This is a genomic window from Halomonas sp. AOP43-A1-21, assembly GCF_052376775.1.
GTDB classification, from domain to species: Bacteria; Pseudomonadota; Gammaproteobacteria; order Pseudomonadales; family Halomonadaceae; genus Vreelandella; species Vreelandella colorata.
This window is the reverse complement of the sequence record NZ_JBQSWC010000005.1, coordinates 64,811-88,605: the sequence shown is the minus strand read 5'-3', so window position 1 is coordinate 88,605 and position 23,795 is coordinate 64,811. Positions and strand designations below refer to the sequence as shown.

19 protein-coding genes are annotated in these 23,795 nt (G+C 55.0%); 16 read left to right on the top strand and 3 right to left on the bottom strand.

Features of this window, described 5'->3' with window-relative positions; genetic code table 11:
• Positions 1–16: 16 nt before the first annotated feature.
• The 3 genes from dapC to map all read right to left on the bottom strand — a co-directional run bounded on the left by dapC (position 17) and on the right by map (position 4,796).
• Complete coding sequence (gene dapC, locus ACT3R7_RS04535) at positions 17–1,213, bottom strand: succinyldiaminopimelate transaminase (protein WP_193091011.1); 1,197 nt, start codon at positions 1,211–1,213, stop codon at positions 17–19.
• 116 nt (positions 1,214–1,329) lie between these two features.
• On the bottom strand, positions 1,330–4,005 hold the full coding sequence (locus ACT3R7_RS04530) for a [protein-PII] uridylyltransferase (protein ID WP_193091012.1): 2,676 nt from the start codon (positions 4,003–4,005) through the stop codon (positions 1,330–1,332).
• On the bottom strand, positions 4,005–4,796 hold the full coding sequence (gene map / locus ACT3R7_RS04525; RefSeq protein ID WP_496198844.1) for a type I methionyl aminopeptidase: 792 nt from the start codon (positions 4,794–4,796) through the stop codon (positions 4,005–4,007). The genes ACT3R7_RS04530 and map overlap by 1 nt, the downstream gene beginning before the upstream one ends.
• A gap of 424 nt (positions 4,797–5,220) precedes the next feature.
• On the opposite strand from map, the gene rpsB reads away from it, so the two are divergent.
• The 16 genes from rpsB to dnaE all read left to right on the top strand — a co-directional run bounded on the left by rpsB (position 5,221) and on the right by dnaE (position 23,672).
• Positions 5,221–5,970, top strand: coding sequence for a 30S ribosomal protein S2 (gene rpsB, locus ACT3R7_RS04520; RefSeq protein ID WP_018918260.1), 750 nt, complete (start codon positions 5,221–5,223; stop codon positions 5,968–5,970).
• Between the two features lie 219 nt (positions 5,971–6,189).
• Positions 6,190–7,059, top strand: a complete 870-nt coding sequence (tsf, locus tag ACT3R7_RS04515) for a translation elongation factor Ts (RefSeq protein WP_193091014.1) — start codon at positions 6,190–6,192, stop codon at positions 7,057–7,059.
• Positions 7,060–7,180: 121 nt separating this feature from the next.
• Positions 7,181–7,954, top strand: a complete 774-nt coding sequence (pyrH, locus tag ACT3R7_RS04510; protein WP_018918258.1) for a UMP kinase — start codon at positions 7,181–7,183, stop codon at positions 7,952–7,954.
• 4 nt (positions 7,955–7,958) lie between these two features.
• Positions 7,959–8,516, top strand: a complete 558-nt coding sequence (gene frr, locus ACT3R7_RS04505; RefSeq protein ID WP_193091015.1) for a ribosome recycling factor — start codon at positions 7,959–7,961, stop codon at positions 8,514–8,516.
• Between the two features lie 86 nt (positions 8,517–8,602).
• Positions 8,603–9,391, top strand: coding sequence for a polyprenyl diphosphate synthase (gene uppS, locus ACT3R7_RS04500; protein ID WP_193091016.1), 789 nt, complete (start codon positions 8,603–8,605; stop codon positions 9,389–9,391).
• On the top strand, positions 9,384–10,205 hold the full coding sequence (locus tag ACT3R7_RS04495; RefSeq protein ID WP_193091017.1) for a phosphatidate cytidylyltransferase: 822 nt from the start codon (positions 9,384–9,386) through the stop codon (positions 10,203–10,205). Before uppS ends, ACT3R7_RS04495 begins: the two co-directional genes overlap by 8 nt.
• Entirely contained in the window at positions 10,202–11,392 is a 1,191-nt protein-coding gene (gene ispC / locus ACT3R7_RS04490) for a 1-deoxy-D-xylulose-5-phosphate reductoisomerase (protein WP_192538088.1), read from the top strand. Before ACT3R7_RS04495 ends, ispC begins: the two co-directional genes overlap by 4 nt.
• Positions 11,393–11,478: 86 nt before the next feature.
• Complete coding sequence (rseP, locus tag ACT3R7_RS04485) at positions 11,479–12,837, top strand: RIP metalloprotease RseP (protein ID WP_193091018.1); 1,359 nt, start codon at positions 11,479–11,481, stop codon at positions 12,835–12,837.
• Positions 12,838–12,937: 100 nt separating this feature from the next.
• Positions 12,938–15,289, top strand: a complete 2,352-nt coding sequence (gene bamA, locus ACT3R7_RS04480; protein ID WP_407648026.1) for an outer membrane protein assembly factor BamA — start codon at positions 12,938–12,940, stop codon at positions 15,287–15,289.
• 59 nt (positions 15,290–15,348) lie between these two features.
• A complete protein-coding gene (locus tag ACT3R7_RS04475; RefSeq protein ID WP_193091019.1) occupies positions 15,349–15,855 on the top strand; it encodes an OmpH/Skp family outer membrane protein in 507 nt (168 codons plus the stop codon).
• A 57-nt stretch (positions 15,856–15,912) separates the two neighbouring features.
• A complete protein-coding gene (gene lpxD, locus ACT3R7_RS04470; protein WP_193091020.1) occupies positions 15,913–16,950 on the top strand; it encodes a UDP-3-O-(3-hydroxymyristoyl)glucosamine N-acyltransferase in 1,038 nt (345 codons plus the stop codon).
• Between the two features lie 164 nt (positions 16,951–17,114).
• Positions 17,115–17,558 carry a 3-hydroxyacyl-ACP dehydratase FabZ gene (gene fabZ / locus ACT3R7_RS04465; protein ID WP_018918249.1) on the top strand — a complete coding sequence of 148 codons (444 nt, stop codon included), beginning with the start codon at positions 17,115–17,117 and terminating at the stop codon, positions 17,556–17,558.
• Complete coding sequence (gene lpxA, locus ACT3R7_RS04460; protein WP_193091021.1) at positions 17,555–18,322, top strand: acyl-ACP--UDP-N-acetylglucosamine O-acyltransferase; 768 nt, start codon at positions 17,555–17,557, stop codon at positions 18,320–18,322. The genes fabZ and lpxA overlap by 4 nt, the downstream gene beginning before the upstream one ends.
• A gap of 16 nt (positions 18,323–18,338) precedes the next feature.
• Positions 18,339–19,511 (top strand): lipid-A-disaccharide synthase, encoded by a 1,173-nt coding sequence (gene lpxB / locus ACT3R7_RS04455; protein WP_193091022.1) that lies wholly within the window; start codon positions 18,339–18,341, stop codon positions 19,509–19,511.
• Complete coding sequence (gene rnhB, locus ACT3R7_RS04450) at positions 19,501–20,118, top strand: ribonuclease HII (RefSeq protein ID WP_018918246.1); 618 nt, start codon at positions 19,501–19,503, stop codon at positions 20,116–20,118. Before lpxB ends, rnhB begins: the two co-directional genes overlap by 11 nt.
• Before the next feature lie 47 nt (positions 20,119–20,165).
• The gene (gene dnaE / locus ACT3R7_RS04445; protein ID WP_193091023.1) at positions 20,166–23,672 is read left to right on the top strand and encodes a DNA polymerase III subunit alpha; all 3,507 of its coding nucleotides are present in this window, start codon (positions 20,166–20,168) and stop codon (positions 23,670–23,672) included.
• The last annotated feature ends 123 nt before the right edge of the window (positions 23,673–23,795 follow it).

Below are 23,795 nucleotides of genomic sequence, written 5' to 3'. Positions count from 1 at the left end.
GCCGTAAAGATGTGAATTAACTACGCTCAATCAGCTGACGGATACGCTGCGCGGCTTCAAGGGTCGGGGCAAGCTCGGCCACCAGGGCTAGGCGTAGGCGGCCCGCGCCTGGATTAATGCCCTGCGCGTCAGGGCGGCCCATTAAACTTCCAGGCAATACGCTTACGTTCTGCTCGGTAAAAAGCCGCTGGGTAAAGCCAATATCATCGCCACCCGGTACGGCAGGCCACAGGTAAAAGCTTGCCTCCGGCGTGGGGAAGTCCATTACCGGGGCTAGCGCATCGACCACAGCGCTAAATTTTTCACGGTAGGCATCGCGGTTGGCACGTACGTGCGCTTCATCCTGCCATGCCGCAATGGAGGCGTGCTGTACCGGTAACGACATGGCACAGCCGTGATAGGTGCGATAACGCTTAAACGGCGCCAGAATAGCGGCGTCGCCCGCCACAAAGCCCGAACGCAGGCCCGGTAAGTTAGAGCGTTTCGACAGCGAATGAAATACCACGCAGCGGCGATAGTCATCGCGGCCAAGCTCTGCGCAGGCCTGTAAAAGCCCTGGCGGCGGCGTCTGTTCATCCAGATAAAGCTCGGAGTAACACTCATCCGAGGCGATGATAAAATCATGCTCATCGGCCAGCGCAATCAGCTGTTTGAACTCATCAATGGAAGTAACCGCGCCGGTGGGGTTACCGGGCGAGCAGATAAACACGATTTGCACATCACGCCAGGTGGCCGCGCTAAGCGTGGTGAAGTCCGGCCGAAAGCCGTTTTCAGCGGTGCAGTTTAAATAAACCGGCTCACCATCGGCCAGAAGTGTTGCGCCTTCATAAATCTGATAAAACGGATTGGGCACGACCACGTTGGCAGGGCGTGTGCGGTCAAGCGCGGCCTGCACAAAGGCAAAAATGGCTTCGCGGGTGCCGTTCACGGGCAGTACTTGACGCTCGGCATCCAGACCCGGCAGCTTGAAGCGGCCGGTAGCCCACTGGGCCAGCGTGTCACGAAACGCTGGCAAGCCGTTGGTGGCCGGGTAGCGGGCCATTTCCAACTGGTGTTTAACCAGTGCTTCGAGTGCTGCCGGGTAGGGTGCGTGCTGGGGCTCGCCAATCGTCAACGGAATATGCGTCAAATCAGCCCGGGGTGTTAATTCGGCTTTAAGCGCGGCCAGTTTCTCAAACGGATAGGGATGAAGGGCAGCGAGATCAGGGTTCATGGCGAGTCCGTTGAGAGTGTTTTGTTGAGAGCGTGCCCTGCTAGCGTATTAAAACGACAGGTGTAAGGCGCCGATTATAGCAAGCCCCGGTGTGGGCTCAAACTTAAGCGCCATGCTCAAACCCCCAAGACCTCAATCAACCGCTCGCGTAGCTGCTGCTGGCGCAAGGGGTCGGTTAGCGGCTCGCCCGATTTGGTGGTGATAAAGAAAACGTCCTCGACGCGCTCACCCAGAGTGGCAATTTTAGCCGTCGATAGCGCGATATCCTGCTCCATGAAAATACGCCCGACCCGGGCCAAAAGCCCTGGCCGGTCGGGGGCCGTGAGTTCTAGCAGCGTACGCTCATTGGCCGGGTCCTGCTCGATCAACACTTCGGTGGGCACTTTAAAGTGCTTTAGCTGGCGCGGCGTATGGCGGGTGACGATCTCTGGGTAATCGTCAGGGTCGTCCAGCTCTTCGACCAGGTGCTGGCGCATTTCATTGATGTGCTCAGGGTCGCGAATTGGCTGGCCGTGGTTATCCAGTACGATAAAGGTATTCAGCGTCCAGTTGTTATGCGAGGTAACAATGCGCGCATCGTGAATCGAAAGCCCTAGCTGCTCCATTGCCGCGGCGGTCGCGGCAAACAGGTCGTCGACCGAGCGAGTGTGAATAAACACTTTGGTTCCGCCTTCTGCCATATCGACCGTCGGCGCGCTGATTAATACTAGTGGCAAGGGGGAGGCGTTATGGACCAAAATCCCTTGGGTTTGCCAGACGATTTCGCTGGGGGCGTACTGTAAGAAATAATCCTCGCCGAGTGATTCCCAAAGTGTGTCGATTTGCGCGCGTCCAATCCCGAGGGTATTGAGCAGCGAGCGGGCTTCGGAGCGTGTTTCCCGCACCCAGTCATCACGGTCCGGCGGATTTTTAAGCCCGCGTCGCAGGGCGCGCTTGGTTTCAGCATAAAGCTGGCGCAGAAGTGACGCCCGCCAGCCATTCCATAGCGTCGGGTTGGTGGCGTTGATATCAGCGACTGTCAGTACGTAAAGGTAATCCAGGCGCGCTTCATTACGCACAACTAAGGCAAAATCGCGAATAACGTCGGGGTCACTGATATCACGCTTCTGAGCAGTCATCGACATGAGCAGATGATGCTCGACAAGCCAACTGGCCAGTTTCGTATCGTGAGGCGTTATATGGTGGCGTTGGCAAAAGTGCTCAACATCCCGGGCGCCAATTTCTGAATGGTCACCACCACGGCCCTTGCCGATATCGTGAAACAGGCCTGCTATCCATAAAATATCCAGCTTAGGCAGCTGGTTGATAAGAACCGCGGCCACGGGGAACTCGTCCTTGGCGCTGGGTTTACGAAACCCGTGCAGGAATTTCAGCAGGCGCAGGGTATGGGCATCCACCGTGTAGATATGAAACAGGTCATGCTGCATCAGGCCTACCGCACGGCCAAATTCGGGCAGGTACTTACCCAAAATGCCGTAGCGGTTCATGCGCCGCAATTGGCGCGGCACGTTGCCGGGCGCGCGCAAGATTTCCAGAAACAGCTGCTGATGAAGCGGGTCGTCGCGGTAGTGATCGTCGATTTGATGGCGGTGATCGCGGATAAGGCGAATAGTATCCGCACGCACGCCTTCAATTTCGGGGTGCCTAGCCATGAGCAGGAACAGTTCCAGCATGGCCTCCGGCTGCTCGCGAAACAGGCTGCGCGAGCGTGCTTGAATATAGCCGCCCTTGGTTTCAAAGCGCTCGTTGAGCTGAATGGTTTCCAGCGCCTCTTTGCCGCGCAAAATTACTTCATCGAAGTGCTGAAGCAGCATATCGTTCAAGCCAGCAAGCGCTGTTACGTGACGATAGTAGCGCTTCATGAACTGCTCAACGGCTAAACGCTCGGGCGTGTCTTTAAAGCCAAACAGCTCGGCAATGGTGCGCTGATGATCAAACAGTAGCCGGTCTTCGGCGCGGTCGGTCAACATATGCAGGGCATAACGCACCTGCCACAAGAATGCCTGCCCCTGGCTCAAAATACGCAGCTCGGCATCGTTCATAAAGCCGTTAGCGACAATGTCAGCGTACTGCTCGGTGCCGAAGTGGCGCTTGGCAATCCAGCCAATCATTTGAATGTCGCGTAGGCCGCCAGGCGAGCTTTTCAGGTTAGGCTCAAGATGGTATTCCGAGTTGTTGTAGCGGTAGTGGCGGGCAATCTGCTCCTGCCACTTGGCTTCAAAAAAACGGTCGGCAGGCCAGAGTTGCTCGGTGCTTAAACGCTCATGCATGGTTGCCCGCAACGACTCAGGCCCGGCGATCAGGCGTGATTCAAGCAGGTTGGTGATGACGGTGACATCCGCCTTGGCTTCACGTTCGCAGTCATTTAACGAGCGGACGCTGTGGCCAATCTCCAAGCCGATATCCCATAAAAAGGTGATAAACGCGCTTAGGGATTCTCGGTAGGGAGTGTCGTCATCCTGCTCAAGCAGCAAAAGCAGGTCGATATCCGAGTGAGGGTGAAGTTCACCTCGGCCGTAACCGCCTACGGCGACCAGCGCTACGCCGTCATCTGGCCAGGCGTGCAGATTCCAGGCAATGGCCAGCAGTTGGTCTAAGTACCAAGCTCGCCCGCGCACCAGATCGCGTATGTCAGCGCCTGAACGAAACCGGTCGTCCAGCCGGGCCTGCAGCTCGCGGAGCGCCGTTTTAAACGGCGCAATGGGCGAGCGTGAACCGGAGAGCTCCGTGCGCAAAGCTTCAAGGTCATACAGTGACGTGTCCGGCTCGAACCGGTAGTGGTGAAGGAGCATTAGCGATTTAAAAAGCTAAAGTCTTCATCGCTACGCGCGGTCAGAACTTCAACCCCGGTCTCGGTGACCAGTAAGGTGTGTTCCCATTGAGCCGACAGGCTCTTGTCCTTGGTGACGGCTGTCCAGCCGTCGCGAAGCACTTTGGTTTTATAGCCGCCAACGTTAATCATGGGCTCGATGGTAAAGCACATGCCGGCTTCCAGGGTGATGTCAGCTTCAGGCGCGTAGCCATCGTAGTGCAGAACCTGAGGCTCTTCATGGAAACCCGCGCCAATGCCATGCCCACAGAAGTCGCGTACCACAGAGTAGCCATGGCTTTCGGCATGTTTTTGAATCGCTTGGGCAAGCTCTGAAAGACGCACGCCGGGTTTTACCAGGGCGATGCTTTTATACAGGCATTCCTGGGTGATCCGGCACAGGCGCTCACCTTGAATGGTTTCGCCGATGACAAACATCATGCTGGAGTCGCCGTGGTAGCCATCCGGCGTCTTAACCGTGACATCCAGATTCATGATGTCGCCATTCTTGAGCTTTTTATTGAAATCTGGGAAGCCGTGGCAAACCACGTGATTCAAGGAGATACAGGTGGCGTGGGTATAGCCGTGGTAGTTGAGTGGGGCAGGCGTGGAGCCCAGTTCATTGACAATATATTCATGACACAGTCGGTCGATCTCGCCGGTGCTGACGCCCGCCTGTATATGAGGCGTGATCATTTCAAACACGCTGACGGCTTGGCGCCCGGCTTCGCGCATTTTCTCGATTTCTGAAGGTGTCTTGATGGGAACGTTCATGAATTCTCGATATGGGTTCAGGCGGTAGTTAAGAATACAGTATTAAGAAACAACGGGATTAAGAAAAGTAGCCAGGAAACAGTGTTAAGCGACAATAGTAAGTAAGCCTACTAAGTAACAGTCTTAAGCAACAAATAAAGATCGTAACACGAGCTGTGACTTCATCTTGGCAATGATCTATGGTATAAAGCCGCGCGCTTTCCTGCAATCGTCATTCCTAGCTTCTTTATCGCTAGTCGGCGATCATGGTCAGTCGAACGACCCGTTGCGCGTTCATTTTTGGATGCGTGGCTAATATAGCAAGCCTTGAAAACACACATGCACCGACACATGGTCCCGGGTGCCGCTGGCAACGTTTTAACGTGGTCAATGGTCGGATCCATGGGGTGCGTGGAGGCCTAACCCGAGTTTCAGGAGTTTTACCATGTCTCACGTTAATATGCGTGACCTGCTGAAAGCAGGCGCTCACTTCGGTCACCAGACCAAATACTGGAATCCGAAGATGGGCAAGTTCATCTTCGGCGCGCGCAACAAGATTCACATCATTAACCTTGAGCACACTCTGCCGGCACTGAACGAAGCCGTGGATGTGGTCGAGAAGATGTCGGCATCCAACAACAAAATTTTGTTTGTTGGCACCAAGCGCAGCGCTAGCAAGATCATCAAAGAAGAAGCGAATCGCGTTAATCAGCCGTTCGTCAACCATCGCTGGTTGGGCGGCATGCTGACTAACTTCAAGACCATTCGTCAGTCCATTAAGCGTCTGCGCGAACTTGAAACCATGCGCGAAGACGGCACGTTCGACAAGCTGACCAAAAAAGAAGTCCTGATGGCAACTCGCGAGCAAGAGAAGCTCGAGCGTTCTATCGGTGGTATCAAGAACATGGGCGGCCTGCCGGACGCACTGTTCGTCATCGACGTTGACCACGAGCGCATCGCGATCAACGAAGCCAACAAGCTGGGTATCCCGGTTATTGGCGTGGTTGATACCAACTCTAACCCTGATGGCGTTGATTACGTTATTCCGGGTAACGATGACTCCATCCGTGCTATCCAGATTTACGTGAAAGCCATTGCTGACGCGTGTGGTCGTGCGAAAGAAGGTCGTCCGGACGAGTTCGTTGAAGTGACCGAAGAGGCTGCTTCTGCAGACACCGACGCTGCTGCCGAGTAAGGTTGCAGTAGATGCGGCGGGCAGTTGAGCCGCATTGTGTTGAAGAGGGGGCCTATGCCCCCTTTTTCCCGCTTTGGATGAATATCCGGGTGGGCCGATTATGCCGGGCACCTGTTGCCGGCAAGCGACCTTCAAAGTGATACATGATGGTCATCTATCATGTTTATACTCTGTAGGGCGTTTAACTCTCAGCTAGAACCATTTCCGAGGTGAATTCTCATGGCAGCTATCAGCGCCTCTCAGGTCAAGGAACTGCGCGAACGTACTGGTCTCGGCATGATGGAGTGTAAAAAAGCACTCACCGAAACCGACGGTGATATTGAAGTCGCGATCGAAAACCTGCGTAAAAATTCAGGCTTAAAAGCCGCGAAGAAAGCCGATCGTATCGCTGCAGAGGGTGTTGTTGTTACCCGTGTAGCAGAAGACGGTAGCTACGGCGTAATGGTTGAAATCAACTCCGAGACCGACTTTGTTGCGCGTGATGACAACTTCATCGCGTTTGCTGACAAAATCGCCAGCGCTTTCTTTGCTGCGAAAAGCGAAGATGTTGCAGCCGTTATGGCAGGTGACCCTGAAACTGCCCGCGAGCAGCTGGTTCAGAAAATCGGTGAAAACATCGGCGTACGTCGTGCGGTAGTTGTCAACGCCGTTGACGGTGGCCTGGTGGGTGCATACGTTCACGGTGGCCGCATTGGCGTTCTGACCGTACTTACTGGCGGTACTGCAGAAGCGGCGAAAGACGTTGCTATGCACGTAGCAGCCATTAATCCAGCAGTTGCTCACCCGGCCGATATGCCGCAAGAGCAGTTGGACCAAGAGAAAGCCATCATCCTGGGTCAGCCGGACATGGCAGGCAAGCCCGAGCAGATTGCTGAGAAAATGGTTCAAGGTCGTCTGAAGAAATATCTGGCGGAAAACAGCCTGACCGAGCAGCCGTTCGTTAAAGACCCGAACCAGACCGTTGCTGAATTCGTTAAAGCAGCCGGTGGCGAAGTAGTTAGCTTCACGCGCTTTGAAGTGGGTGAAGGCATCGAGAAAGAAGAAGTCGACTTCGCTAAAGAAGTTATGGAACAGGCTGGCCGTCGTTAAGGTCAGATGTTTCAGTCAAAAGATGGCGTGCGCGTAAGCGCACGCCTTCGTGTATCCGGCCCCTGCTAATCTAGGGGTTGCTTCGCCCACCTGTGTCTAGGTCTGCTTCAGGAGAGATGCCATGTCACGTGATGTTCAAGAGCCTACCGCGCTTGTTGTTCCCAACAAACTTGAGAAATCGAAGTCAAAATACAAGCGTATTTTGCTGAAGCTTTCCGGCGAGGCGCTGATGGGAGAGCACGATTTTGGTATCGACCCTAAAGTGTTGGACCGTATGGCGCTCGAAATCGGCCAGCTGGTGGGTATCGGAGTGCAAGTCGGTATCGTGATTGGTGGTGGTAACCTGTTTCGGGGTGCAGCGCTAAGCGAAGCCGGAATGGATCGGGTCACAGGCGACCACATGGGAATGCTGGCAACGGTAATGAACGCGCTGGCCATGCGCGATGCATTGGAGCGTTCGAATATCCGTTCGCGGGTAATGTCGGCGATTCCCATGAGTGGTGTGGTAGAGCATTATGACCGCCGCACCGCCATCCGCTATTTAACGTCAGGAGACGTAGTGTTGTTCTCGGCAGGAACGGGTAACCCGTTCTTCACAACCGACTCGGCTGCCTGTTTACGAGGCATCGAAGTCGATGTGGATGTAGTCATCAAGGCCACCAAAGTGGATGGGGTTTATAACAAGGACCCCTTGAAACACTCTGATGCCGTAAAGTATGACCAGCTCTCCTATGATGACGCTCTGGATCAGAAATTAGGCGTTATGGATTTGACCGCCATCTGCCTGGTACGTGACCATGATATGCCGGTGCGGGTATTTGATATGAATAAGCCTGGTGCCCTACTGAATTTGGTAGTAGGGGGCAAGGAAGGCACGCTGATAGATAGAGGATAATGACGTGATCAACGATATTAAGAAAGACGCAGAGTCTCGTATGAAAAAAAGCGTTGAGTCGCTGAATAGCAACTTCAACAAAATTCGTACTGGGCGTGCGCACCCGAGTATTCTGGATGCCGTAACCGTTGACTATTACGGCAGTCAGGTACCGCTTAGCCAAGTGGCCTCGGTAAACGTTGAAGACGCGCGTACGCTTGCCGTGGCGCCGTGGGAACAGGGCATGGTGCCTAAAGTTGAAAAGGCTATTATGACTGCTGATCTGGGTCTGAACCCGGCAAGTGCTGGCAACGTTATCCGCGTGCCGATGCCGATGCTGACCGAAGAAACCCGCAAGGGCTATATCAAGCAGGCGCGTTCTGAGGCTGAAAATGCCCGCGTTGCGGTTCGTAACGTACGTCGTGACGCCAACGGTGATTTCAAATCCTTGCTTAAGGATAAAGACATTACTGAAGACGATCAGCGCCAGGGTGAAGATGAAATTCAGAAGCTGACCGATAAGTATATCGCCGAGATCGACAAGGCGCTGGCGGCAAAAGAGCAGGACCTGATGCAGGTATAAACGTCTCTCCTTTATTTAGTCGCGGGTAGCCAGCCTACCCGCTAGGCCTATGGCTTTATTATGACCGAGCTTTTGTGCGAGACCTCATGACGTCGCAGCTTCCTGAAGAACCGCCAGGCGATGCCAGTACGCCATCTCTTATTTGGGATGAAGCAATACCGTCGCACGTCGCTATCATAATGGACGGCAATAACCGTTGGGCTCGGGCGCGCGGAATGTCGGGTGTGCGCGGCCATCGCGCAGGCGTAGAAGCCGTCAGAGCGGTAATCCAGCGTGCCGCCGAACGACAGGTGAAAACGCTGAGCCTGTTTGCCTTTTCGAGTGAAAACTGGAAGCGCCCCGCTGCAGAAGTGAATGCGCTAATGGAGCTTTTTTTGATGGCGCTTAAGCGTGAAGTCAAAAAGCTAAATGAGCGTAATATCCGGCTAACCATTATTGGCGAGCGGCGCGGCTTTTCCCATGCTATCCAAAAGTATATTAATCGCGCCGAAGCGCTGACGGCAGATAATACCGGTATGCATCTGATTATTGCGGCCAACTATGGTGGGCAGTGGGATATTACTCGGGCGGCACGCGAGCTTGCAGAGCAAGTGTCGACAGGCGAATTACAGCCTGAAGACATCGATGAAACCCGCTTTGAGGCGGCAATGGAGCGTCGTCACGTAACGCCCATTGACCTGTGTATTCGAACCAGTGGCGAGCAGCGCTTATCTAATTTTATGCTATGGCAGTTAGCATATGCTGAGCTGTATTTCTCGCCCTTACTATGGCCAGATTTCGGTGCCGAAGCGCTGGATGTCGCGTTAAATGAATTTTGTCAGCGACGCCGACGTTTTGGTATGACCGACGAACAAATAGAGGCGCAAGGTGCTTAGACAGCGGATTATAACCGCAGCCTGGTTGGCACCCGTGGTGCTGATTGGCCTGTTTGGCTTACAAGGAGGCGCATTTGCGCTTTTTACCGCTTTTATGGTGCTACTCGGTGCCTGGGAGTGGACGAACCTCGCCGGCATAAGTCGCCAGAGCCAGCGCATTCAGCTAGTTGCTGGTGCTGCGTTTTTGATGCTGATCATGTGGTTTGCGGGGGCCGCCTTGGCTGTCTGGCCGTTATGGTGTGCTGCGCTGGGTTGGTTGCTCAACCTCTACTGGGTCACACACTATCCGGATAAAGGGCATCAGTGGCAGGCAACGGGCAGGCGCTTAGCCATGGGTCTATGGGTACTGATCCCCTGCTGGGTAGGGTTTAATATTTTGCGTGAAAGCGGTGCCGTGTGGCTGCTGTTTGTTCTGCTCCTGGTCTGGGCTGCCGATATTGGCGCCTACTTTGCTGGGCGCCAATGGGGGAAGCGAAAACTTGCCCCGCGTGTTAGCCCCGGCAAGTCGTGGGAAGGCGTGATAGGGGGGATGGTAGCCACCACGCTACTGTCAATTGCGTTTGCCCTTTGGCAGCCGCTTGGGCTCGCAGGCGGCATTGCTCTGGTGCTTATCACGTCGGTAGTAACACTTACCTCGGTACTGGGCGATCTTCTGGAAAGCATGCTCAAGCGCTATCGGGATGTTAAGGATTCAAGCCAACTGTTACCTGGCCACGGCGGCGTACTGGACCGTATCGATAGTCTTACTGCCGCGATTCCGCTATTTGCACTGCTCTATTTGCCTGTTCTTCAAGGGCAGGTGCTCCCATTATGAGCCAGCCACCTATTCAGCAAATTACCGTGCTTGGTTCAACAGGCTCTATCGGGATTAGCACGCTCGATGTTATTGCCCGTCATCCCGATCGCTACCGCGTCTATGCGCTTACTGCGCATACTTCAAAAGAAGCGTTGCTGGATCAGTGCTTAGCCCATCGCCCCCGCGTTGCCGTACTCGATCAAGAAACGGATGCTCTCTGGTTGCGTCAGGCGCTTGATGATGCGGGCCAGGCAACCGAGGTATTAGCAGGGGGAGAGGCGCTCTGTCAGGTCGCCCGTGAAGCCAGTGTGGATACCGTGATGGCCGCTATCGTAGGCGCGGCAGGCTTGCTGCCTGCCCTTGCCGCGGTGCAAGCAGGCAAGCGCGTGCTGCTGGCTAATAAAGAGGCCTTGGTGTTGAGCGGTGCGCTTTTTATGCAGGCCGTGGAGCGCTCAGGGGCGACGCTGCTGCCGATCGACTCTGAACATAACGCAATCTATCAGTGTCTACCCAAGGAGCACCGCGGCGGATTAGGGAAATATGGCGTCAAACAGTTACTGTTGACGGCGTCTGGGGGACCTTTTCGTACCTGGAGCGCTGCGGATATCGCTAGTGCCACGCCCGACCAGGCCTGCGCCCACCCTAACTGGTCGATGGGGCGAAAAATCTCCGTCGATAGCGCCACCTTGATGAACAAAGGTTTGGAGCTGATTGAGGCGTGCTGGCTATTTGATACCACGCCGGAGCAAATTCAGGTAGTGGTTCATCCTCAGAGTGTGATTCACTCCATGGCAGCCTATGTCGATGGCTCGGTGATTGCGCAACTAGGCAACCCCGATATGCGCACACCGATTGCCTATGGGTTGGCTTGGCCTGAGCGTATTGAGGCGGGTGTGGAGACATTGGATCTGTTTCAAATCGCCCGGCTGGATTTTGAAACCGCGGACGAGGTTCGCTTTCCCTGTCTGCGCCTGGCCCGTGAATCCATACAGAAAGGCGGCGCTGCGCCCGCCATTCTCAATGCGGCCAACGAGATTGCGGTTGCGGCTTTTTTGGAAGAGACAATTGCCTTTAACGCTATTGCCGAGATAGTGGCCCACGTACTGTCACTTCCCTACGACGGCGATGCCGACAGCATCGAGAACGTACTGGCAGCTGATCAGTGGGCGCGCGAGCAGGCAGCCCAGTTCGTTGAGCAAAGATAGCGCTGAGATTAGGCAATAGATAACAGAAAGACGAGTAGGTCGCTTAAGCATCAGCGGCTGGTATGCATGGTGCTAAGGAGTTTATTGTGGGCCTGTTACAAAATATTTTAGCGGTACTTGTCGTGTTGGGGCTATTGATTACCTTTCACGAGTTTGGTCACTTCTGGGTAGCGCGTCGCTGTGGCGTTAAAGTGCTGCGCTTTTCGGTGGGCTTTGGTAAACCGCTCTGGTCTACCGTGGATCGCCATGGGACCGAATTCGCGTTGGCCGCGATTCCGCTGGGCGGCTACGTTAAAATGCTTGATGAGCGTGAAGCCCCTGTTCCTGACGATCAGTTAGATCAAGCGTTTAACCGAAAAAACGTGTGGCAGCGTATTGCCATTGTAGCCGCGGGGCCACTTGCAAACTTTCTGCTGGCCATCGTCGCCTATTGGGCCTTGTTTGTAGCAGGTATTTCGACGGTTGCTCCCATGGTCGGTGATGTTACACCCGACTCACCGGCAGCCGAGGCAGGCCTTGCCCACGGTAGTGAAATCACCGCTATCCAGGGTGACGCCGTGCGCTCTTGGGAAGAAATTAATTTAAAGCTTATCTCCATGATTGGCTTTAGCGGTGCGCTCAATATTACGGCGTTACCGGAAGGTAGCAGCAGTGAACGTCAATATAGTCTTGCGGTCGATAACTACCTGGCTCGACAGGACACGCCGCAGCCGTTGCAAACCCTGGGTATGGCACCCTGGCAGCCGGAGTTCCCCGCGGTGCTGGGGCAGGTGGTAGATGGCGAAGCGGCCGCTGATGCAGGTTTGAAAGCGGGTGATCGTATTACGGCGATTGATCAAACGCCGGTGGAAGACTGGATGCAGTTCGTCACCCTGATTCGACGCAGTGCCGGTGAAACGCTCAGCGTCACCTATGACCGTGAGGGTGAACAGGGCGTTCTTTCGCTCACTCCAAAGAGTAACGTACTGGAGAGTGGCGGTGAGGTTGGGTACATTGGTGCAGGCGTTGAACCTGTCTCATGGCCTGAGTCCCTGCAGCGAGAGATCCGCTATGGGCCGATTGAGGCGGTAGGTCAGGCATTCGCGCGTACCGGTAATATGGTAATACTAACCGTTGATTCGATTCGTAAGATGTTGGTAGGGTTGATTTCACCCTCCAACCTTTCAGGTCCCATTACGATTGCGCAAATTTCGGGTGATTCAGCGCGCGCAGGAATGGAAGCATTTGTAGGCTTTCTCGCCTATCTTTCCATCAGTCTCGGCGTGCTAAATTTACTACCTATTCCGGTACTCGATGGTGGACACTTGTTTTATTATTTTGTGGAAATCGTACGTGGGCGGCCGGTCTCTGAGCAAACCCAGGCAATGGGGTTACGCATTGGGCTTGCCATGGTTGGCGGCTTGATGGCGATGGCCTTGTATTTCGATCTGATGCGCCTTTGGTAATAACGCGTGTAGCGCGCAGGATGCCTTGTCATCTGCCTGCACAAATGTATATGGTGCCTGTCTGGAACGACAGGCAGACCAACGCGAGCGAACTGACTGCATGAAAATCAAGACCCTTGGAATGGCGGCACTCTTGCTGGTAGGCGCCAGCGGCGCCCAGGCACAATCCTTTGATGTTTCGGACATCCGTGTGGAAGGACTACAGCGGGTATCCGCCGCCTCGGTCTTCAATGCGTTTCCTGTCAGTGCTAACGATCGGGTTAGCGAACAGCAGCTAGCGTCTGCCGCACGCGATTTATTTGCCACCGGTCTGTTTGAAGACGTGTCGTTAGCCCGTGAAGGCGACGTACTGATCATCCAGGTCGTTGAGCGCCCGACGATTGCGCGTTTGAACCTCACCGGCAACCAAAAGCTTTCCGAAGAGGACCTGCGTAATGGTTTGCGCGAATCGGGTCTATCCGAAGGCCAGGTGCTGCAGCTTTCGACCCTTGAAGAGATTCAACGTGAGCTGGAAGGCGTTTATCAATCTCAAGGGCGTTACAGCGCGAGCATTTCGACTGAAGTCGAGCAGATCGATGAAGGTCGCGTCCAGGTTAATATCAATATTAATGAAGGCGAAGTAGCTAAAATTCGTCAGATCAATATTGTCGGTAACCAGGACTTCGACGATGAAACGCTGCGTAATGTCTTTGAGCTAAACGACAAGCCCGGGCGCTTCTTCGGCTGGTTTTCAAGCGATGAATATTCGCGCGAGGCCTTATCCGGTGATATCGAGCGTCTGCGCTCGTTCTATCTTGACCGCGGCTATGTGAACTTTGATGTTACCTCCACACAGGTATCCATTGGGCCCGAGAAATCCGAAATATTCGTGACCCTCAATATCGATGAGGGCAATCAGTACCGCGTAGGCAATGTCCGCTTTGCGGGTGATTTGCAAATCAGCGAAAGCGAAGCGCGAAACCTGCTGGAAATCAAAAGCGGCGATATCTTCTCTCGCGGTCAGGTAAATGCTTCAACCGAAGCGCTGCGCCTGCGTTTGGGCGCTGAAGGCTTCGCCTTTGCCGATATTCAGGGTATTCCTGAAATGGCTGATGACGGAGAGACGGTTGATCTAGTGATCGCGGTTGACCCCGGTCAGCGCACCTACGTTCGCCGCATTGAGTTTTACGGTAATACCACAACGCAGGATGAAGTGCTGCGCCGTGAAATGATTCAGATGGAAGGTGCGCCGGCATCGACTGAATCAATCACCCAGTCGCGTCAGCGCCTTGAGCGGCTTGGCTTCTTTAGCCAGGTCGAGGTGAATACCCAGCCGGTACCGGGTGAGCCCGATAAGCTGGATGTTACCTATAACGTTGAAGAGCAGCCCTCGGGCTCGGTCTCGGCAAGCGTGGGTTTCTCACAGAGCGCCGGTGTCATCTACGGTGTAGGGCTTGCCCAGAATAACTTCCTGGGTACCGGTAACCGCGTCAACGTCGGTGCGCAGCGCAGTGATACGTTTACCAGCGTCAACTTTGCCTTTACCGATCCGTACTGGACGCTGGATGGTGTTTCGCGCGGCTATAATGTGTTCTACCGCGAAACCGATTACGCCGACTCGGATATTTCTACCTATTCAACCGATGCTTACGGGGCGGGTATCAACTTTGGTTACCCCATAAGCGAGCTTTCCCGATTGAACTTCGGCGCGAGCCTGGAAGATCTCTCGATCAAGACGTATAACGATACAGCGTCAGAAATTCGCCGCTACGTTGATGACGAAGGTAAAGACGCTCAGAGCTTAAAGCTCACGGCGAGCTGGACGCGTAACAACCTTAACCGAGGCGTCATGCCGACAGCCGGTAACTACCAGCGCCTGTCGCTTGAAACCAGCGCACCGGGCAGTGATGCCGAGTACTATAAGCTTCGCGCCCGCGCCCAGCAGCTGTTCCCGATTAATAACGACGAAACCTGGGCGCTTAAATTTAGCGGTAACCTGGGCTATGCCGATACGCTGGGCTCTAACGATCCCTACCCCTTCTATGAAAACTTCTATTCGGGCGGTTTAGGTTCAGTGCGTGGCTTTACGTCCAATACGCTTGGGCAGCGCACAACACCTGCCGTTGAGGGCGGTCGTGACCGTACTATGGGCGGTAACGTGCTGGTGGAAGGTAGTGCTGAAGTTATCTTCCCCATGCCGTTTGTTGAGAACCAGCGCTCCGTTCAGCCATCTATATTCTTTGATGCCGGTAACACGTTCTTGAGCTCCTGCTACGATGTGCTGGAGGCCGATCAAGGGCGTCAGCAATGTAGTTCTGGCGTTGATTTAGGCGACTTACGCTATAGTGTGGGTGTTGGCCTTGCTTGGCTAACGCCTGTTGGTCCGCTGACCTTTAGCATCGCTGAGCCGCTTAATGATGAAAGTGGCGACGACACGCAGTTCTTCCAGTTCTCACTGGGACAAACGTTCTAACTTTGCTACAGAGCGCACCTGTGGGGTGCGCTCCTGCCTGATAACAAGGAGTTAACTCGATGCGTAAACTGACAGCGGCTGTGTGTCTGTTCGGGGCGATAGCTTTACCGTCCGCCCATGCCGTAGCCGCAGAGGTGGCTGTGCTCGATTGGCGGGCAGCGCTGATGAATACTCAGTCTGCTCAAGCCTCGCTGAGTCGGCTAGAAGGACAGATTGGCAGCCAGCAGAGTGAAGCCCAGAGCTTGGGTAATGAGCTTCAGCAGTTGCAGGAACGCCTGCAGCGTGAAGGCGAAACCATGGCACAATCGCAGCGTGATTCACTGATTGCTGAGCTTCAGCAAAAGGGGTCTCGCTTTGAGCAGCTACGTCGTGAAGTGATGCAAGCACAGCAGAACTCCGAGCAGCAGTTCCTGGAAGGCGCTGAGTCCAAGCTTGAGCAGGCGGTTGAGCAGGTGTTGAGTCGCCACAGTATCGATGTGCTAGTTGAGCCACAGGGCGTGCTGCACTCGTCGGTAGATTTGCCCAACGTGACGGACGAAGTTACCCAGATATTTGATTCGCTATAATTAATTTTTAATGACTGCCGGTGTGGCCATGCTGCACCACTGTTTTGTTGGGCTCCCATGACGCACGCACTGCACCACCACACTCTTGCGGACATCGCTCGCCATTTAGGAGTCGCCTTTGCCGGGGACGCCGATAAGCCCATTCGTGGGTTGGCAACCCTAAAAGAGGCCCAGCCTGATCAGGTGGCTTTTTTGGCAAATCGGGCTTATCTCAAGGATTTAGCCACCACTCAAGCGGCTGCCGTTCTGCTCCACCCCGAGCACGGCAAGAACTGCCCGGTGCCAAAGCTTGAGATGGAAAACCCCTATCTGGGCTATGCCAAACTCTCCCAGCTATTTGATCCCCTACCCGCACGTGATAAGCCCGGTATTCATCCAACGGCTGTTGTGGCCGAAAACGTGACAATGGGCGAAGGCGTCTCGATTCAAGCCCATGCTGTAGTGGAAGAGGGCGTTACGCTTGGCGATCATGTGGTCGTCGGGGCCGGTAGCGTGATAGGTGCGGATAGCATTGTGGGCAACAAAACCCGCCTGCATGCCAATGTCACCGTGTGCCATGGTGTGATTATCGGCAAACGGGTGATTTTACAGAGCGGCTGTGTGATTGGTGGAGATGGTTTTGGGTTTGCTCACGACGGTGCAGGGTGGCACAAAATTGCCCAGCTGGGCGGCGTCGTGCTGGGTGATGATGTCGAGGTCGGCAGTTGCTCGAGTATCGACCGTGGCGCGCTGGGCGACACCCTGATTGGCGATGACGTCAAAATCGATAGCCAGGTCCAGATCGCCCATAACGTGATTATCGGCGCGCATAGTGCGCTTGCTGGCTGTGTGGGTATTGCCGGATCCACCCAGGTGGGTAAGCACTGTATGCTGGGTGGGGGTGTCGGGTTATCTGGCCATCTAACGATTTGTGACGGCGTGCAGGTAACCGGCATGAGCCTGGTTACCAACTCGATTCATAAACCGGGCGTCTACTCTTCTGGCACCGGGGCGATGGCTAACTCGCAGTGGCGTAAAAATGCAGTGCGCTTTAAACAGCTGGATGATATTGCCAAGCGCTTGTCACGGCTGGAAAAAAATACGCGTGATACGTGAAGGTCTCATTGATCAAGGTCTTATTAATGAAGGTCCTGTTAATTGCTCGGCACGTAACTTGAGGCTTTAGCGCCTCAGGTTATAATTCACTGCCTTTTAACCAGCTATATGCTGGTGCATGCCTGATACTAGTCAGGCCTTTTGTCTTTTTAGAGGTCGTTTCGATGGTTATGGATATTAATGAAATTCGCGAATACTTGCCCCACCGCTACCCGTTTTTGCTGGTGGATCGAGTAACGGAATTAACCGTGGGCGAATCCATCGTTGCGTTTAAAAATGTTAGTATCAACGAGCCTTTTTTTAATGGCCATTTTCCCCATCACCCCATTATGCCTGGGGTGTTGGTCGTTGAAGCATTAGCTCAAGTGTGCGGTATTTTAGGTTTTAAAACGGTCAACAAGCTTCCTGCCGATGGGTATGTTTACTATCTTGTAGGAAGCGACAACGTGCGTTTCAAACGGCCTGTAATGCCCGGTGACCAACTGGTGCTGCAAGCGAACGTTATCCGCGGCAAGCGTGGGATTTGGAAGTTTGCCTGCCGGGCAACGGTAGGTGGGGAGCTTGCTTGCGAGGCAGAAATCATTTGTGCCGAGAGGAAGGTTGCTTGATACATCCTACTGCTTTGGTTGACCCGACGGCGCGGCTTGCCGATGACGTCGAGGTTGGTCCCTTTAGTGTTATTGGGCCCGACGTCACAATTGGCGAAGGCTCCATAATTGGCCCACACGTGGTGGTTAAAGGCCCCACGGTGCTAGGTAAGCGTACGCGCATTTTTCAGTTCGCCTCGGTAGGCGAGGATTGCCAGGATAAGAAATATGCAGGCGAACCTACCCGCCTGGTAATGGGCGACGATAATGTGGTGCGCGAAGGCGTCACGCTGCACCGCGGTACGGTACAGGATCGTAGTGAAACCACGATCGGCTCGCGTAATCTGTTTATGGCCTATGTCCACGTAGGCCATGATTGTGTGATCGGCAATGACTGTATTCTTGCCAACCAGGTAACCTTGGCGGGCCACGTAACGCTGGGTGATTTCGCTATTTTGGGCGGTCTTTCTGCCGTACACCAGTTTTGCCACTTTGGCGATCATGCCATGGCTGGCGGCGGGTCGATTATCACCAAAGATACCCCAGCCTACATAATGATTAACGGTAACCCGGCCGAAGCCCGTGGCCTTAATCTGGTGGGCTTGAAGCGACGTGGGTTTAGCCGTGAAGCGGTTAATGCCTTAAGCGCCGCCTATAAAATGGTGTATCGCCAGGGCCTGACCGTTGAGCAGGCGCTTGACGAGATGCGCACGCGATTTGATATCGAAGAAGTGGCTCATTTTGCCGCCTCTATCGAACGTTCAACTCGCGGTATTACCCGATAATTATGTCCATTCGGTTATGACATTGCAGCGCATTTATCTAGTGGCGGGCGAGCTGTCGGGAGATATCCTCGGTGCTGGCCTGATGCGCGCGCTAAAGGCGCACCATCCCGAGGTTGAGTTTCGAGGCATCGGTGGCCCACGCATGATCGCTGAAGGCATGCAAAGCCGCTTTCCGCTGGAAACGCTTTCGGTCATGGGAATTGTCGAAGTCATCAAGCATCTGCCTGAGCTGGTGGGCGTGCGCCGCACGTTACGCCGCGAAGCGCTCGCCTGGCAGCCGGATATCATGGTGGGCATTGATGCACCTGATTTTACCCTAGGGCTTGAAAAACAGCTGCGTAGCGCAGGGATCAAAACGGCCCACTATGTCAGCCCCTCGGTGTGGGCGTGGCGTCAGGGGCGGGTGAAAGGCATCGCTAAATCCGTCGATGGCATGCTCACGCTGCTACCCTTTGAGGCGGATTTTTATCGTCACCACAACGTCCCTGTTGTGTTTGTAGGCCATCCGCTTGCCGATGAGCTACCGCTTGAAAACGATCGCGTCGCAACGCGCCAGGTGCTCGGCCTTGATGAAAACGCGCCGGTACTCGCGTTATTGCCAGGCTCGCGCGGCAACGAAATACGCTTCCTGGGCCATACTTTTTTAGCCGCCGCGGAGCTGCTGTGCCAGCGTCATGCCACGCTAAAGGTTTTGATTCCGGCCGCCTCAGCGCTGCGTCATGACGAAATTAAAGTACTTTTGTCTCACTATCCAACGCTTACCGAGCGTGTTGAGCTATTAAATGGTCAGGCGCGGGAGGCGATGGTTGCCAGTGATGCCGTACTTTTGGCGTCCGGGACCGCTGCGCTTGAAGCCATGCTGTGCCACCGGGCAATGCTGGTCGCGTACAAGATGGCGCCCGCTACGCATTGGCTTGCCAAGCGTATGGTGAAAACCCGGTGGGTATCGCTGCCCAATCTGATCGCCCAGCAAAGCGTTGTGCCCGAGCTTATCCAGGAAGCGGCGACGCCTGAGGCCATTGCGGACCAGCTCCATGAATTGCTTAGCGATAATGAAGCACGCCTGGCGTTAGAGGCCCGCTTTGCCACGATGCACGCCAACCTGCAGCGCGATGCCAGCCGCCGCGCCGCTGAGGCGATAACTGCCATTGCGTTCGGCCAGCCTCTAGAGAGTGACCATGCCAGCTAAACCAGACAACTTTCCGCCGCTTGAAATCGCCTATGTGGGCGAGCGCTTAGCCGGAGTAGATGAAGTCGGGCGTGGGCCATTGATCGGTAGCGTTGTGGCGGCGGCGGTGATTCTTGATCCTATGCGCCCGATTAACGGGTTGACCGACTCTAAAAAGCTTACGGCCCGCAAGCGTGAAGCGCTAGACCTGCTGATTCGCGAGCAGGCGTTGGCATTTGTGGTCGCTGAGGCAAGTGCTGCTGAAGTCGACCAGCTCAATATCTACCACGCCACACATTTGGCGATGCGTCGTGCGATCGACGGTTTAGCCCCTGCTGCCGAATATTTGCTGGTAGACGGTAACCGGTTGCCGGGACATATTTTGCCGGGGCAGGCGGTGGTCAAAGGCGATGCGCGCCATCCAGCGATTGCCGCGGCGTCGATTCTTGCCAAGGTCGCGCGCGATGCTCAGATGGTAGCGTTGGATATGCGCTATCCTGAGTATGGTTTTGCGCGCCATAAGGGCTACCCAACCAAACAGCACCTTGAGGCGCTAACGGCCCATGGGCCGCTTGAGGAACATCGCCGAAGCTTTGCTCCCGTCCAGCGTCAGCTGGCGCTGATATAAGCTAATCTGCGTTCATTTCTTTTTACCGAGATTTTACCGAGAGTGTCATGACGGTACCGTTTGTTCATCTACGTTTGCACAGTGAATACTCCCTGGTCGACGGCTTGGTAAAGCTTAAGTCATTGGTCAGTACCACTGCCGAGCGCGCCATGCCCGCGCTTGCGCTCACTGACGAAACCAATTTATTTGGCCTGGTCAAATTTTACAAAGCTGCCCAGGGCGCGGGGCTCAAACCGATCATCGGCAGCGACCTGTGGCTTTTTAATCCTCACGATGAATCTCACCCTTACCGTATAACGCTGCTGGCGATGAATGACGTCGGCTATCGTAACCTGACCGAGCTGATCTCCAAGGGCTGGACCCACGGCCAGCGCCAGGGTAAAGCCATTCTGGACAAGCGCTGGGTGCTTGAACAAAGTGACGGTCTGATTGCACTTTCCGGCGCGCGGGAGGGCGAAATTGGTCGTCATCTGCTCTCCGATCATGAACGTGAAGCGCGCCAGTTGCTTGAAGAGTGGCAGACTGCCTTTCCGGATCGTTTCTATTTGGAGCTGATCCGTACCGGGCGTCCGCTTGAAGAGGCGTGTGTGCATGCCAGCGTCAAGCTTGCCATCGACACCGGCACGCCGGTGGTGGCCACCAACGATGTGCGCTTTCTTGAGCGGGATGACTTCTGGGCACATGAAACACGCGTGGCGATCGGTGAAGGCAAGGCGCTGGATGACCCGCGCCGCGAACGCCGCTACACCGAAGAGCAGTATCTGAAAAGCCCTGATGAGATGGCGGCGCTGTTCTCGGATATCCCGGAAGCGCTTGAAAACAGCGTGATGATTGCCGAGCGCTGCAGCGTGGATGTGCGTCTGGGCGAAATATTTTTGCCCGAGTTTGAAATTCCGGAAGGCATGACCCAGGATGAGTTTTTCCGCAAGGTTTCCCACGACGGCCTGACGGATCGCCTGGACTTCCTGTTTCCGGTTGAGCGCTACCCGCGCGACAGCGACGAATACAAGGAAATTGATCAGCGTTACCGCGACCGGCTGGAGTTCGAGCTCAACGTTATTATTCAGATGGGCTTCCCCGGCTACTTTCTGATCGTAATGGACTTTATCCAGTGGGCCAAGGACAACAACGTGCCGGTAGGGCCCGGACGGGGTTCCGGTGCGGGCTCCTTGGTCGCCTACGCGCAAAAAATCACCGACCTTGACCCGATCGGCTACGATCTGCTGTTTGAGCGCTTTTTGAATCCCGAGCGTGTCTCCATGCCCGACTTTGACGTCGATTTCTGCATGGAAAAACGCGACAAGGTGATCGAATACGTGGCCGAGCGCTACGGACGCGATGCGGTATCGCAGATCGTTACCTTCGGCACCATGGCGGCCAAAGCCGTGGTGCGCGACGTGGCGCGTGCCCAGGGGCGGCCCTATTCGCTGGGCGACAAACTCTCCAAGCTGATCCCGTTTGAAGTGGGCATGACGCTTGGCAAGGCGATCGAGCAGGAGCCTGCGCTTAAAGAGTTCATTGCTAACGACGAAGAAGCTGAAGAAATCTGGGAAATGGCCCTCAAGCTTGAGGGCACAACGCGCGGCACCGGCAAGCACGCGGGCGGCGTGGTTATCGCGCCTACCAAGCTGACTGATTTCTCACCGTTATTGTGCGATGAAAACGGCAACGGGCTGGTGGTTCAGTTCGATAAAAACGATATCGAAGACGCCGGGCTGGTCAAGTTCGATTTCCTGGGCCTGCGTACGCTGACCATTATCGACTGGGCGCTTGAGATGGTCGATAAGGTTCGCGGCGTGAACGGCCAGGAACCGCTGAACATTGATGCGATTCCGCTGGATGACGGCAAAACGTTTGAGATGCTCAAGCGTGCTGAAACCACCGCCGTTTTCCAGCTCGAATCCCGCGGCATGAAGGAGCTGATCAAGCGTCTTCTGCCTGATTCGCTGGACGACATGATCGCCCTGGTGGCGTTGTTCCGCCCTGGCCCGCTGCAGTCGGGCATGGTCGATGACTTTATCAACCGTAAGCATGGCCGTGCCGAAGTGTCTTATCCACACCCGGATTATCAGCACGAGCTGTTAAAGCCGGTGCTGTCGCCTACCTACGGCATCATCCTTTACCAAGAGCAGGTCATGCAGATCGCTCAGGTAATGGCCGGCTACTCGCTGGGCCAGGCCGATATGCTGCGCCGGGCGATGGGTAAGAAAAAGCCCGAGGAGATGGCCAAGCAGCGTGACGGCTTTATGGAAGGTTGTGCGGCCAACGGCATTGATAAGAACCTGGCGGGTAACATCTTCGATCTGGTGGAAAAATTCGCCGGTTACGGGTTTAACAAGTCCCACTCTGCCGCCTACGCGCTGGTGTCTTACCAGACCGCGTGGCTGAAAGCCCATTATCCGGGGCCGTTTATGGCGGCGGTTATGTCCACCGAGATGGACAACCTGGATAAGGTGGTGCCGTTAATCGAGGAGTGTCGCAACCTCAAACTGACCGTTACGCCGCCAGACGTTAACGTGGGCGGTTACAAATTTACCGTGGATACCGAAGGGCGCGTGGTGTACGGCTTGGGGGCGATTCGCGGGGTGGGCGAGGGTCCCATCGGGGCGATTGTTGAAGCGCGCCAGACGGGTGGGCCGTTTACCGACCTGTTCGATTTCTGCCGCAGGCTTGACCCCAAGCGGATGAACAAGCGCACGCTTGAAGCGCTGATTCGCTCAGGCGCGCTTGATAATCTCGGCCCTAACCGCGCAGTACTGGCAGCCTCGATGGAAGACGCCCTGAAAGCGGCTGCCCAGAATCATGCCAACCAGAGCTTAGGGATGTTGGACATGTTCGGCGAAGCCTTCGCTGAAGCCGAGGATGAAGAGATCAATGTCTACACTGAATACCTCGGTGCGCGTGAGTGGACCGACCGGGAGCGGCTTTCGGGTGAAAAAGATACCCTGGGGCTTTATCTTACCGGGCATCCCATTGACGAATATGAACGTGAATTAAAACGTTTCGTGTCGACCCGGATCAGCGATTTAAAACCCTCCCGCGAACCTCAACGGGTGGCAGGGCTAGTGGTCGCCATGCGTACCATGAAGTCCAAACGCGGCGATACCATGGCGTTTATCACCCTGGATGACCGCACCGGACGTATTGAGGCCTCGCTGTTTGGTGAAATGTTTGAACAGCTGCGTGGTCAGATAGAGGCTGATCAGGTATTGATCGTTGAAGGTGAAGTCTCAAGCGACGACTTTTCAGGCGGCTTACGTCTGCGCGGTAAAGACGTAACGCCCATGGTGACGGCGCGTATACGTTATGGCCAGGCGGTCGAGCTTGCGCTGGATGCCGGGCGTATCAACGGTCGTTTGGTTGAAACCCTGCGCGATAGTCTGACACCCTACCGCACTAATGAAGGTTTGCCGGTGCGTGTGCAGTATCGACATGAAGAGGCGGTTGGCTGGTTAGAGCTTGCGGAGGAGTGGAAGGTCGCCCCTAGTGATGATCTGCTGCTCGCGCTTCGCGATGTGGAAGGGCAGGCGGGCGTCCAGTTGCGCTATCGTTAAACCTGATCGTAGGACGGTTGGGCACTTTAATTGAACGGGCATTACCTTGCGTGGCAGGGTCAGGATGCGATAATGCTCTCCATTAAATGCTCGTTTCGATAAGGCTTATTTTTTTAGGCAGTT